The organism is Wolbachia endosymbiont of Drosophila leontia, assembly GCF_028981785.1.
GTDB lineage: Bacteria > Pseudomonadota > Alphaproteobacteria > Rickettsiales > Anaplasmataceae > Wolbachia > Wolbachia pipientis.
Genome location: NZ_JAPQLK010000134.1, coordinates 1 through 13,308, shown reverse-complemented (window position 1 = coordinate 13,308; position 13,308 = coordinate 1). Strand labels below are relative to the sequence as shown.

Genomic DNA, 13,308 nt, shown 5'->3' with positions numbered 1-13,308 from the left:
GAAACTTAATTGCAAGTAATGCATTGGGTTTGGTGAGTATGGGTTTTGCGTTATAGAATGAAGCACTTTTTGTGAATTTGTAAAGAAAACTGGATCCAAGTAGTCAGGGCACTGGGATGACATCATCCTTTTTTTTGGATTCCAGACTGGAATGACAGCAGTCCTACGTCATACCGCGATTCATTCGCGGTATCCCTAGATCCCGCTAACAAGCAGCGGGATGACGGTTGTCGTTTAGCTATAAATATTTAAGAAATTTACTAAACAGAAAAAAAGGCAAAAGAAACCCTAGGGTAGCTAGTTATTCACTATCCATTTTTTAAGTTGGCGTTTTTTTATGTTTTAAACGCTTTATAAGCGCGTTTCAGCTTATGTAGGTAGAAGTTTGATAAAGACATAAGGTGCGCATAGTGCAAAAAATTAAACATGAGACGCCAGACACGTGAGTTTTTTTGTCATTTAATCTGTACAGAGAAGATAAATAAATAGCTTCGGTGTTTATGATAAGGGGCCTGGCGGAGTTTGTCAAGCAAGTTTTTTCGTTTCTATTGTAATGACAGTTATGGCCTGTGCAAGAAATCTATTGATTTACAGCAGGTTCTTTGTTACAGTTCACAGTTATGCAAAGAAACCTAAAGCCTCATGAGTTTATTTACAGCCAGTGATTTACATAATTTGGAACTGTATAGCTGAGTATTGTATATGATAATATTGATAACAAATGATGATGGCTTTGGGAGTGAAGGAATAAAATTACTCAAAGAGATTGCACGGAATTTTGCGTCAGAAATATGGGTAGTGGCACCAGATACTGATAGAAGCGGGGCTGCAAGATCTCTTGATTATCCAGTGAAACAATCTATTGGAATAAACCAACATAGTGAAAGGGAATTTAGTGTGTCTGGTACTCCTGCAGATTGTGTCATTATTGCGCTAAATAAAGTTATGAATAAAAAACCAGACTTAATATTGTCCGGAGTAAATATTGGATCAAATGTCGGGGACGATATTTGTTATTCAGGAACAATTGGTGCTGTAATGGAAGGTGCTGCAAGGTCTATACCTTCTATTGCGCTAAGCCAAGTTTATCATAATAAAATAGACTGGCACAATACAAAGGTTTTTGCACCAAAGGTTATTGCCAAGCTAGTTAAGGTTGGTTGGCCTAAAAACATAGTGATGAGTGTAAATTTTCCTGCTACGGAAAAAGTAAAAGGAGTAGAATTTGCTGAACAAGGTGAATATAACATTGATGGGGATTTAACTTTTACTGAAAATTCGAATGGCTCTTTTAGCTTAAATTGGTCTCGAGAGCACTCAGGCAGTGGTAGTGTAAATGAAATAAAAGAAGGATTTATTACTATTACACCGGTAAAATTAGATTTTACAGATTATGATACATTGAATGCTATGAAAAATTCTTACGCAGACGAATTTTCTTCTATAGCTGACTGAAAAAAACATTTGCATTGCCCCTAACTAGATATTTTCCATTATGTTGTCGTGAGCGATTATTTTTTCTTCACCTGTATCCATATTTTTTACTTTAACAGTATTGTTGTTTAACTCATCATTGCCAAAGATCAATGCAATTTTAGCATTTGCTTGACTTGCTTTCTTCATGCGATTTTTAATTGTCCCACTGTGTTCGTAACTTACATATAAACTATTTCTGCGCAATTCATTCGCAAGTGTTAGAGCATATTCTTCAGCCTCTCTGCCGATCGGAATTAGGTAAATAGGTCGCTCTTCTTTCGGAGAATAATTGATTAACTCCATTATGCGCTCAATCCCCCCTGCAAATCCTATTGCTGGAGTGTGTTTTCCACCTACTGAAGATACTAAATTATCGTATCTTCCGCCGGCAAAAACTGCCCCTTGTGCACCTAAATCCTCTGTAACAAACTCAAACACTGTGTGGCAATAATAATCCAAGCCTCGAACTAGTTTATTGTTTACGGTATAAGGTATATCAAGAATTGTTAATCCATTTAGTATTTGTTCAAAGAAATCTGAGGACTCTTTCGTATAATAATTGCTGATTTTAGGCGCATCAGAAATTATTGATTTATCTTTCTCATCCTTGGAATCCAGTATTCTGAGTGGACTTTTGATCAACCTATTTTTGCTATCTTCTGATAGATCATTTTGATACTTTGTAAAGTACAAGATCAAAGCTTCTCTATATTTAGTTATTGTTTCACCATCACCTAAAGAGTTGATTTCCAGCTTTACATTTTTATTGATGCCAAATTCAGTTAGTAAGTGCTGAGCGAGTGATATCAATTCAATATCAGCTTTTGGATCTTCTATGCCAAAAACCTCAAAATTTATCTGATGAAATTGCCTTTGTCTTCCCTTTTGCGGTCTTTCGTAACGAAATGCAGGCCCTGTTGAGAATAATTTTATCGGTGTTTGCAGTTTTTTTTCAATGAGTAGCCTGACAATCGCTGCAGTGAACTCAGGACGTAAAGTTATGCTCTTTCCCCCTTTATCATTGAAGCTATACATCTCTTTAGTGATGATATCTGAGCTATCACCTAAGGTTTTTGTAAAAACCTCCGTGTATTCAAATATTGGAGTTTGGGCGGGCAAAAAGCCGTATAGACTTGAGATTCTATTTGCTGTTTGCTGAATGTATTTAAACTTGTACCATTCATCAAACAGGAGATCTTTTGTTCCTCTAACCGTTTGATTAGTCATAGTGTGGTCTCTATACCTGCAATCTCTGGTATGTGGTAGCTCAGCATATTCTGCACTCCTTGCTTGAGGGTAATTGCAGCACTTGGGCATCCAGAGCAGGCTCCTTGTAACTCAACATAAACTATCCCGTCTTTATAGCCACGAAATTTGATATCGCCACCATCTTGAGCAACTGCAGGTTTGATATAACTTTCCATTAATTCTTTTATTCTATTTACAATTTCTATATCATTTTTATCAAAAAATTCTTCATCCGGTATATTATTATCATTTACTCCTTCTTTATCTAGTGCTTTTCCACCTGAAGTAAAGTGATCCATGATTGTAGTTAAAATTTCTACTTTTAATGTATCCCAATTAATTCCACCCAATTTTGTTACTGAAATAAAATCATGACCAAAAAACACTCTCACTACATATTCTATTTGAAAAAGATTTGCTGCTAACTTGGAGTTTTTTATTTCATCTGCATTTGAAAAATCAGCCGTTTCTCCTTCGTTTAAAATTTCAAATCCAGGAAGGAATTTTAGCGTATTTGGGTTTGGTGTTTCTTCAATCTGGATGAACATGTTATTTACCATGACGATTATAATTGTTACTATTTAATCATAAAATGATAAAAAAATATACATGTCATTCATCTTTTTCCTTTTTTTGATATTCATAGTAGTTACATTTGTCTTGCCTAGCGTTGTTGTATTTTTTCTTTTCCTGACAAAAAAAAATAACATAAGTTTCATGATGAACTCTATATTGAGTAAATTTTTGAACGAATTTAATAGCAGTAGAAGTTGTACTGAAAATTACACTGGTGATAACATGTCCAAAGATGAAGCATTAAAGATACTAGGGCTGAATCCCGAGGCAAGTCAAAATGAAATCAATAAAGCATATCAAAATTTAATGAAGTTAGTTCACCCAGATAAGGGAGGTTCGGAATATTTTGCACAAAAGTTAAACGCGGCACGTGATAAATTGCTGAAAAAATGATCTTAAAAAAAGTTTTCGTTTAACAAATTTCTTCCTTTGCTTTTTCTAAATACTCCAATATTGCTTCATGTAATGCAGTCCATGTTATCTGTTCTTTCAGGGAAGGTATAAATTCTTGTCTCCAAGCATTCTTAAACTCTTGAAACCACTGTTTCTCAAAATCCCGAAGTTCTAAAGAAATATCTGCTTTAAAGCTATCAATTAAACTGGAAACTTCTGCAGCTTTAGAGCTATCTAGTGATTTTAAAGATAACACTCCACTCTTTAAAATCTCTAACTCTTCAAATACATTAAGCTTAAATGGTTTATAGAGTGAAGACCATATGCGATATCTTAAATAAGAATCATAGTATAACTTAATTTTGTACATTAAAGTGGCAGATGCATCAGAAGAAATGTTATTCTCATATTGTGCAAGAGAAGATAATAAATTCTCATAATCTACTTTGCTTAAACATGGTTGTAGAGTCGATTTAATTTTTTCACTAAAGGTTAGATAACTAGAAGAAATGCCATGACTATATTCACTAAAGAATTCAGGAAATATATCTGCTTGTTCTAGTTTAAGAGGTAGATCTTTTCTAATTTCTCTTGGTAAATTATGTATTGAAAACTGATAAATAACCCATACAAAATTCTCATCAAACTCATCTGAGTAATCAGCATTATTATCAGGAAAAATTACATTACCTTTCTTATCATTCCAAGGTTCTATCTTATAGAAAAATCTGTTCAGCCTTTGTTTTAATTTCAAAATACCTTCATTTCTATCACCTGCTTTATACAATGTTTTGCCCATTTTGTGTTTAGCATCTTTAGGGTTTATTCTGTCACTTATGTGCAATCCAATTTCATTTTTCTCTAATAACTCCCAATCAAACAATTTGTGTGGATCTGATTTACGCATTGTATAGCCAAGCTCTGGATCATACACTATAGTTCCTATTTCAGAATGACTAAATATCATATCCCTTTTAATTTTAAAACGCTCCATAAGGTATAAAATCAGCTCTTTAACAGATCTCATTTGCTCTTCCGGAAAAGGCTCAAGTCCTGTGTTTACAATTTCAATACCTACAGAATAGTTGTTAAGCTTCCGTAACTCTTCAAGCTTACTATCTACCTTAACTCTTGCATAACTAATACCAGCATGCCATGCTTCTTTCTCTAATGGAACCATTAAGGTGATGCTGCCATCCCTATCGACAATAAAATGAACTGACAATCCTCTAGCATTCAGCGTATCTTTTGTACCTTTTAGTGTTGATGTTTCAGTATGGTGAACTATAACCATTAACACTTTTTTACCTGCCCTATCACCATAATTTAAAGCTGAAGCTGGATCTAAAAATAACAAATCCTGATCTTTCAATAATGGTAATTTTTCTTGTAAATCTTGAAAATCATTCTCGATATTGCTTGAACTGGATACTTGCCCAGATATGAGAAATGCTGAGACAGTAATCAGTAAAACTAATAAATATTTGTTGACTTTAGATAGTTGGATTTTCATACCATCTTCATAAACACTTTGTAGATAATTTTTCATTATATAGTTAGAATAGGGTTGTTGAATAAATTTACAAGATAAAATCATACTAGTCTGGTAGTAGTAACATGTTCAGAGATGGAGCATTTAAAGTGCTAGGAATAGATTCTGGAGCGAACCAAAATGAAATCAATAAAGCATATCAAAATTTAATGAAATTAGTTCACCCAGACAAAGGAGGCTCGGAATATTTTGCACAAAAATTAAACGCAGCACGTGACAGGTTGCTGAAGAGGTAATTAATATTGCTTTAAAGTTTTTATTTGTGCGTAAAGGATAAGTTGCTACAATAAAAAAATAAGATAAAAGTAGCAATGGACATGTGTTCAGAAAGGTTTAAGTTATGCAGGAAGATAACAAAAAAGAAACAATAAAAGAAGAAAAAGGCATATTAGGATGGATAGAATATAGATTGCCTATATTTTCTTTTCTAAGACACACTGCTTCTTACCAAGTGCCAAAAAACTTAAATTATGCTTGGAACTTTGGCTCTTTGGCTGGTATAGCGCTGATTTTACAAATAATAACAGGTATATTTCTTGCTATGCACTACGCTCCGCATGTTGATTATGCGTTTAATAGTGTAGAGCGCATAATGCGAGATGTGAATTACGGGTGGTTAATACGCTACACTCACGCTGTTGGAGCATCGCTCTTCTTTATGGTAGTCTATGTTCATATAATGCGTGGATTATATTACGGATCTTATAAAAGACCGAGAGAGATGGTGTGGTTTATTGGAATATTTATATTTTTTGCAATGATGGCAACTGCCTTTATGGGGTATGTATTGCCTTGGGGACAAATGAGTTTCTGGGGTGCAACAGTTATAACCAACTTATTTTCTGCTATACCTTTAATTGGCAATAAAATAGTTATATGGTTATGGGGTGGTTTTTCAGTGGATAACCCAACACTTAACCGTTTTTTCGCTCTGCATTATCTTCTGCCTTTTGTTATTATTGCTTTAGCTATGCTTCATGTGACAGCTCTGCATAGGTTTGGCTCTGGTAACCCAAGTGGAGTGGAGGTAAAATCAGATAAGGATACCATCCCTCTCTGTCCTTATTATGTAGTCAAGGATTGCATAACTTTTGGTCTGTTTTTTGTAGTTTTGTTCGCATTTGTTTTCTATGCTCCCAATTATCTTGGGCATCCAGACAATTATATAGAAGCTGATTCTATGGTCACTCCGGTACATATAGTGCCAGAGTGGTATTTTTTACCTTTTTATGCAATGCTACGTTCAATTCCAGATAAACTTACTGGTGTGCTTACCATGTTTGCGTCTATTTTAGTGTGGTTTTTGTTACCTTGGCTTGATAAATCAAAAGTTAAAAGTGGTGCTTATCGCCCGGTGTTTAAGAAATTTTTTTGGGTTTTTGCAATAAATTTTGTACTTCTTGCCTGGCTTGGAGGACAAGAGGTAAAAGAGCCTTACATCACTATGAGTAGGCTATCTACTCTTTATTACTTTGCATACTTTGTGATAGTTTTACCACTGCTTGGTAAGTATGAAAAGCCAAAAGAACCACCAAAAACCTTAAGTGATTCTGTGCCGGAGATGAGGTGATGTCAATTCAAAGCAGATCTCTTACAAAATTCTCTGTCATCCCAGAGCCCTCTTTTGTCATCCCAGCGCTTGACACTGGGATCCAGAAAAAAAATAAATGGATTCCAGCATCATGTACACAATTGTATGAACGTTGTATACAACACACAGTGTCATTCCACCATCTTCCGTTGTCATCCCAGTGCTTGACACTGGGATCCAGGTGTAAAAATACTTACAAATCATGCAATGGACAACAGATTCTAGGAGTGCATGATAACCATAATGTCAGTGATGAAATAAGCTGGATTCCAGTGTCAGCTACTTGCATGACATCAATTCGAAATTTACTAAAACAGTGGTTATGCATGGGATCTAATGTATTTGCAATCTTCTGCATGTTATTTCTATCTAGTCTTATATCTGCAGAAGAATTTAAATCATCACCAAATAAGAGAATAGACTGGAAATTTGATGGAATTGTCGGATCTTTCGATAGAGAGTCAATTCAGCGTGGCTATAAAGTGTATAAAGAAGTCTGTGCTGCTTGTCATTCAATGAATAGGGTAGCATTTCGTAATTTGCAAGATGTCGGTTTTTCTGAAGAAGATGTAAAACAAATAGCAGCTTCTTATCAAGTTAAAGATGGTCCGAATGATTTGGGTGAAATGTTTGACAGACCTGGAGTACCTTCGGATTATTTTATTGCGCCTTTTGATACAAAAGAAGCAGCTGCAGCAAGCAACAATGGTGCAGTCCCACCAGACTTATCATTAATTATTAAAGCAAGGCATGATGGTGCAAATTATGTCTATTCATTGTTAACAGGCTATCAAAACGGCGAACACGATGAAAATGATTTATATTTTAATTCGTATTTTCCAACAGGCAGATTAGCTATGGCGCCACCACTTTCTGAAGGAATGGTGGAATATGATGGTGCAAGGCAAGCCACAGTTGAAAATATGGCGTATGATGTGATAAATTTTTTACAATGGGCAGCAGAGCCAGAATTAGAGCGCCGGCATAAACTTGGATTAAAAGTAGTGGCGTATTTTATAATTTTAACAGTGTTTTTTGTATTAACTAACAACAAAGTTTGGAGCAAGCTCTATAAAAAGAAGTGATAGTCAATTTTGCCTCAAGCACAATGGTTGTCATCCAAGTAGCTAACACTGGTTCCTTTATGACGGTGTCATCCGAGTAGCTGACACTGGGGTGGCTTTGTCGCATCGTACCTTATACGGTAATAATTTACGATAAATTCATGTAGCCATTTCGAATTTAGCCATACCAATGTCAGTAAATTTATTAAGCAAACAGCACTTAATGAGCAGTTCTTTTTCACGATTTATAGCTCTTTTCATAGAAGTCCGGATGTGATAAGGATAGATAATGATAAGGAGGTTGAATGCCAGCAGCATATAGTTATGATTTAAGAAAAAAAGCAATGGAGGCGCTAGACGAAGGAGAAAGCAGAGAAGCAGTGGCAGCAAGATTTAAGATTGGACGAACTACTTTATGGGAGTGGCAGCACTGTAGGCTTGACCATAAATTATGTTAAGATAGAAAATGACTATTTTAGATAGAGCTTGATGTAATGCAGTGCGATACAAAATAACGGTAGAATATAATGGTAGTAATTTCTCTGGTTGGCAAAAACAGCAACACTCTGCTAACTCAATCCAGGAGAAGATAGAAAATGCTATATTTAATTTTAGTGGTGAGAAAGTTACTTTGTACTGTGGTGGCAGGACTGATGCAGGAGTTCATGCTTTAGGACAAGTTGCTCATTTTGATATGGAAAAGGAATTTGAGCTTTATAGAATAAGGAATGCAATAAACTATCATTTAAAATCAATTCCTATAGTCGTGCTTAATGCAGAAGTTGTAGATGATGCGTTTCACGCACGGTTTTCAGCAAAAAAAAGATATTACGAATATAGAATAGTTAATCGCTATGCTCCTGCCGCTCTGGAGACGGGTTATGTATGGCAAGTGTTTAGCCCACTTGATGTAAATATTATGCGTGAAGCTGCTAAACATCTACTTGGAAAACATGACCTTTCAAGTTTCCGTTCAAAAGATTGTCAAGCCGCAAATCCGATAAGAACAATTGATGATATCGATATAATACAAAATGGGAATCATATACACATCAAAATATCTGCTATTTCCTTTTTACATAACCAAGTGAGGATTATTGTGGGTACTTTAGTTGAATTTGGAAAAAATAGAACCAATCCGCAAGAAATGCTAAATATATTGAACCAATGCAAAAGAAGTGCCGCTGGAGTTACTGCACCACCTTTTGGCTTATATTTGGTAAAGATAGATTACTAATTTAATAAAAGCTAGTGAAATAAGTGCCATACCGCCACGGTATCTCCAGATTCCGCTAACAAGCAGCAAGATGACGAGTTTAAGTTCTCATTGGCATTACTACATATAATGCACTTGAATCGTCTTCATCAGTGATAATTGTAGCACTATTACCATCAGCTAAGCTAAACTTACATTTATTTTTTATGCAGGATAGAACATCAAGTAAATAACGCGAGTTGAACCCTATTTCTATAGGGGCTTCATTGTAGTCCACTTCTATGGATTCAGTTGCATCACTGCACTCTTGGGAGTTTGAATGCAGAGTTAGCAGCTTTTCTTGTAGTGAGAATTTAATAGATTTTACTTTATCAGATACAACAACGGAAACTCGATCTATAACGTCTGAAAGTTTTTTACTTTCAATAATCATATGCTTATCTTGAGATGCTGGAATAACTGCTTTATAATTTGGAAAAGTTCCATCTATTAATTTTGATATTAGAATATATTCACCGCATGTAAACTTGATTTTTCTGTCTGAGAGTTTTACTTTAATTTCATTACAATCGTCCAATATTTTTAACAGCTCCATAACAGTTTTACGTGGAATGATCACACCAAATTCGCCATTGATGTTCCCACGCTTTGGCCTCTTTATACATGATAAACGATGGCCATCAGTTGCAACGCAGTACAGAAATTGCTCATCTGTATGTAGATATATTCCATTTAAATTATACCTTGTATCATCTAGTGATACAGCAAATTTTGTTTTAGTTAATAAGTCTATCAGGTCTGTATTTAGTAGAGTAAAATCATGTTCATAATTGTCTTCTTCAAGAGCAGGAAAGCTGCTTGAAACTACATTCGGTAAAGAAAAGTTTGCATTTCCGCAAGACATCAATAATTTTCCTTGGTTGTTTACTTCAAAATTGACATCCAAATCAGCGGGTAACTTCTTCACTATGTCATGTAAAGTATGCGCTGAAATTTTTACTTCTCCTTCTGTTAATACGGTTGCAGCAAGTGAGGCAAACATTGAAATGTCAAGATCAGTTGCCATTAATTTTATGCTGCCGTGTTGTGCTTTGATATTTATACACGCCAAAACATCTATTGCATTACGCCTTTCAACCACTCCACTTACTCTGGATAATGTATTTAAAAGACTTGTGCGGCTCACGCTAAAACGCATCTGCTCGCACACAGAATTTTGCTTTTTGATTTCTGTATCTACACCTGCAACCTCTGACATTGCTAACTCTCAAAAATATGTTTTAAATGATATCCACATCCCATATAAAGTAAAGTGCTATTTATCGAAAGGGCAGTCTGTTTTATACTACAACTGGAAAATTACCTATTCTGTTACAATAACTTACTTTGTATGGCATAAATCATGCATTTTTTGATACGCTTTTTGAAAACCAAGTAGGGAATAAGTATCATCAATGGTCACTGTTTTTGTTTTTCCATTAACTACCATTGATAATCCCTGCTTCATTTTTAGAATGAGATCTTGATCTATTTTTGTATGCTCTGCCCACGCAAAACTTCCCTGTATTATGGGCAGTGTATATTTAATTTTTTTGTCGATATTGAGAGCTACAGGCTCCTTATCATACTGAAAACCAGAGGTAACGCTTACCTCATCTGCTTTTTTATCAACATAACTAACCATTACATACGGCTTGCGATTGGTTGTATAATATTCGCTTCTTTTTTTAGGATAGGATACAATATAACATACTTTCTCTCTATCTTCCAATGCAGTATACACGAGCCAATCTTTATATTTTTCCTTCAATTGTACATCACTAACCGATGCAAAAGCGCCTATCGAAAAAAATATTAGAAATATAAAAAAACTACGCATGCAAACCAAATTTCAAACTTTCAGATTGTATATATTGTTTTACCTTAGCCATCGCCTGCCCAGCCAACTGCCTTATTCTTTCTCTTGAAACACAATATTTTTTACTAAGTTCATCCAGAGTTTGAATGTTTTCAGACAAATATCTACTGATAAAAATGTCTCTTGCCCTTTCGTTGAGGCTCGCTAGTGCATTGTTTAAAATTGTTTCTTTTAATTCTTTTTCTTCATGATTCTGATAGGTTACTTCTTGACTAACCAAGTTACATGGGATCATATCTTGTAGCTCCCTTTTAGAGTCATCACCTATTTTTATGCAATCGTTTAGCGACTGATCCTTACAAGCCATACGGTAATTCATCTGCAGAACGTCTCCTTCGGATACAGAAAGCTCATTAGATATTGCTTTTATTTCTTCATTATTTAAGGTTTCCCTGTTTGTATACTGTAAAATTCTTTTTTTTATTTTACGTAAACTAAAAAACAATCTTCTTTGTGCTTGCGTTGTGCCTATTTTCACAAACGACCAAGATTTCAATATAAAGTCTTTTATTGAAGCTTCAATCCACCACACCGCATAAGTTGAAAAACGAAACCCTAAATCAGGATTAAACTTTTTCACTGCATGCATTAAACCCATATTTCCTTCCATGACCAGGTCCATCAACAATAGTCCATAATTTTTGAATTTCATTGCAATTTTCACTACCAAATTCAAATGGCTGGTAATCAATTTATGAGCAGAAGAAACATCCTTATATTGGTTCCAATTTTTTGCTAATCGTACCTCTTCCTCTTGAGACAGCATAGGAAATTTTTGCACCCTAGCAATATATTGCATGAGATTGGTTCTGCTATCGACACATAAGCTTGCCATTGGGGTCAACATAACAACTTAAATTAAAACTTCATGCATATAATATATTGATTTTCCAGCAAAAACTCAAGCTTTGATTTGAAAAAAGTACAAATTTTTCATCTAACTTCTTGGAGACAGTAGGCCGCAGTGTCAGCTAATTGGATAACATTATGTAACTTTAGATGATATTCTACCAGTACAATGGTAAACGTTACAGCTTAAACACATAGCAAACAGTGTTATTCCAGTGCCTTGACACTGGAATCCACATTTCTTTTTTCTAGACCCCAGTGTCATGCTACTTGGATGACAAGAAAAACCCCACTGGGATAACAAGACTGAGATAGACTAGAAATTAAACGCTACTCCAGCTTCTGCACCAACAGTGCTGTAAAGAACTTTGAGTTCCCCTTTGTCTTTGCCTGCAGCAGCATCTTTATCAAAATGAGCACCAAAAGAACCGAAATAACGAGCTCCAGCATAAAGTTTGACTTCCGGAGTTACATCATAACTAACACCAGCTTTTACTTGACCAGCAAAACCAAATTTACTTTTTTGATCATTCACAGCGTCTTTCAAAGGAGTGCCAATATACGCTGCACCAACACCAACACCAATATATGGAGTGATAGGCATATCTTCAATTGCTATATCGTAATAAACGTTAACTAGTCCTGAAATTGCTGTTAAACTGTCTGCAATAGTATCTGGCGTAAATTTTGCACCTGTAACATCATTTTTGTTTAGGTATGAATAAACTCCTTCAACATCAACCCTGATGTCGTCCATTTTGTAACCAAACGCACCACCACCAGCTATAAAAGACGCTTTTAATGGACTGTAATCACTATTGTCTTTCTTATAGGTAATACCATCAACTTTTGTGAAAAGAGGCAAAATTTCACCGTTGTATTGCAAACGAACGTAGTAGCTAGTTTCTTCATCACTTATTGGACCAACAGGATCTGAAAAAGCAGAGTTTGATAAACCTAGCAACGTTGCTAAAGCGGCTGCTGAAAAAAACTTTTTATAATGCATAATTGTCCTCGTAAAAAAAATTAAAATTCCACTTTAGCAGTCTAAGTAACAACTAAAGTTAAGTCAAGTGCTAACTTAATAACACAAAATATCCTACATTTTAACTAATTTTTAGGAGAAGACAAAGATTTTATTAATGAATAAATAGAGTTACACGACTTTTTTACTCTTGATTTTTTGGTATAGCTAACATAGGTAAGATTTACTATCGAAAGACCTCGTCATTCCGCTGCTTGTTAGCGGATGAGATACCGCGAATGAATCCATAACTACACGAACATTGCAATTTGAGTCTACCAGGAGGGCAATGCCTCTTATTCAAGTACCCTCTTCTTGTCATCCCAGTGCGTGACACTGGGATGGCTTTGTTGCATCGCTCAAGTGAAAAGAACTGGCAGTTACTGACAAAATTCATTATA

Annotated in this window: 14 protein-coding genes and 2 pseudogenes; 7 read left to right on the top strand and 9 right to left on the bottom strand. The window is 35.1% G+C overall.

Features of this window, described 5'->3' with window-relative positions; all coding sequences use genetic code 11:
• Nucleotides 1-702 precede the first annotated feature (702 nt).
• On the top strand, nt 703-1,455 hold the full coding sequence (gene surE, locus OZD63_RS04760) for a 5'/3'-nucleotidase SurE (protein ID WP_275008265.1): 753 nt from the start codon (nt 703-705) through the stop codon (nt 1,453-1,455).
• Between the two features lie 24 nt (nt 1,456-1,479).
• Here the strand turns inward: surE and hisS are convergent, their stop codons facing one another.
• Complete coding sequence (gene hisS, locus OZD63_RS04755; RefSeq protein ID WP_275008264.1) at nt 1,480-2,703, bottom strand: histidine--tRNA ligase; 1,224 nt, start codon at nt 2,701-2,703, stop codon at nt 1,480-1,482.
• Entirely contained in the window at nt 2,700-3,272 is a 573-nt protein-coding gene (locus tag OZD63_RS04750) for a NifU family protein (RefSeq protein WP_274980147.1), read from the bottom strand. The genes hisS and OZD63_RS04750 overlap by 4 nt, the downstream gene beginning before the upstream one ends.
• Before the next feature lie 169 nt (nt 3,273-3,441).
• Between OZD63_RS04750 and OZD63_RS04745 the strand changes: the two genes are divergently transcribed.
• A complete protein-coding gene (locus OZD63_RS04745; protein ID WP_274980141.1) occupies nt 3,442-3,693 on the top strand; it encodes a J domain-containing protein in 252 nt (83 codons plus the stop codon).
• 19 nt (nt 3,694-3,712) lie between these two features.
• On the opposite strand, the gene OZD63_RS04740 is transcribed toward OZD63_RS04745, so the two are convergent.
• The gene (locus tag OZD63_RS04740) at nt 3,713-5,242 is read right to left on the bottom strand and encodes an N-acetylmuramoyl-L-alanine amidase (RefSeq protein WP_274980140.1); all 1,530 of its coding nucleotides are present in this window, start codon (nt 5,240-5,242) and stop codon (nt 3,713-3,715) included.
• Nucleotides 5,243-5,310: 68 nt separating this feature from the next.
• Here OZD63_RS04740 and OZD63_RS04735 point away from each other — a divergent pair, with 68 nt between their 5' ends.
• From OZD63_RS04735 to OZD63_RS04725, 3 genes are all read left to right on the top strand, one after another.
• Nucleotides 5,311-5,481 (top strand): J domain-containing protein, encoded by a 171-nt coding sequence (locus tag OZD63_RS04735; RefSeq protein ID WP_010082675.1) that lies wholly within the window; start codon nt 5,311-5,313, stop codon nt 5,479-5,481.
• Between the two features lie 104 nt (nt 5,482-5,585).
• Nucleotides 5,586-6,815, top strand: coding sequence for a cytochrome b (locus OZD63_RS04730; RefSeq protein ID WP_274980139.1), 1,230 nt, complete (start codon nt 5,586-5,588; stop codon nt 6,813-6,815).
• Nucleotides 6,816-7,162: 347 nt separating this feature from the next.
• Nucleotides 7,163-7,921 (top strand): cytochrome c1, encoded by a 759-nt coding sequence (locus OZD63_RS04725; protein WP_274980146.1) that lies wholly within the window; start codon nt 7,163-7,165, stop codon nt 7,919-7,921.
• Between the two features lie 138 nt (nt 7,922-8,059).
• On the opposite strand, the pseudogene OZD63_RS06315 reads toward OZD63_RS04725, so the two are convergent.
• Nucleotides 8,060-8,158, bottom strand: a pseudogene (locus OZD63_RS06315) (IS5 family transposase); the annotation flags it as partial.
• A gap of 47 nt (nt 8,159-8,205) precedes the next feature.
• Here OZD63_RS06315 and OZD63_RS04720 point away from each other — a divergent pair.
• Both OZD63_RS04720 and truA read left to right on the top strand, forming a co-directional pair.
• Nucleotides 8,206-8,328 (top strand): annotated as a pseudogene (locus OZD63_RS04720) (IS630 transposase-related protein); the annotation flags it as partial.
• Nucleotides 8,329-8,399: 71 nt separating this feature from the next.
• Nucleotides 8,400-9,137, top strand: a complete 738-nt coding sequence (truA, locus tag OZD63_RS04715) for a tRNA pseudouridine(38-40) synthase TruA (protein ID WP_010963021.1) — start codon at nt 8,400-8,402, stop codon at nt 9,135-9,137.
• 79 nt (nt 9,138-9,216) lie between these two features.
• Here truA and dnaN read toward each other — a convergent pair whose 3' ends face one another.
• The 5 genes from dnaN to OZD63_RS04690 all read right to left on the bottom strand — a co-directional run.
• A complete protein-coding gene (gene dnaN / locus OZD63_RS04710) occupies nt 9,217-10,374 on the bottom strand; it encodes a DNA polymerase III subunit beta (protein WP_275008262.1) in 1,158 nt (385 codons plus the stop codon).
• 123 nt (nt 10,375-10,497) lie between these two features.
• Nucleotides 10,498-10,995, bottom strand: a complete 498-nt coding sequence (locus OZD63_RS04705) for an invasion associated locus B family protein (protein WP_274980137.1) — start codon at nt 10,993-10,995, stop codon at nt 10,498-10,500.
• Nucleotides 10,988-11,881, bottom strand: coding sequence for an RNA polymerase factor sigma-32 (locus OZD63_RS04700; protein ID WP_275008260.1), 894 nt, complete (start codon nt 11,879-11,881; stop codon nt 10,988-10,990). Before OZD63_RS04700 ends, OZD63_RS04705 begins: the two co-directional genes overlap by 8 nt.
• A gap of 318 nt (nt 11,882-12,199) precedes the next feature.
• Complete coding sequence (locus OZD63_RS04695) at nt 12,200-12,889, bottom strand: P44/Msp2 family outer membrane protein (RefSeq protein WP_274980135.1); 690 nt, start codon at nt 12,887-12,889, stop codon at nt 12,200-12,202.
• Between the two features lie 205 nt (nt 12,890-13,094).
• Nucleotides 13,095-13,308: hypothetical protein (locus OZD63_RS04690; protein WP_275008258.1), on the bottom strand; the 214-nt coding region annotated here is incomplete at its 5' end.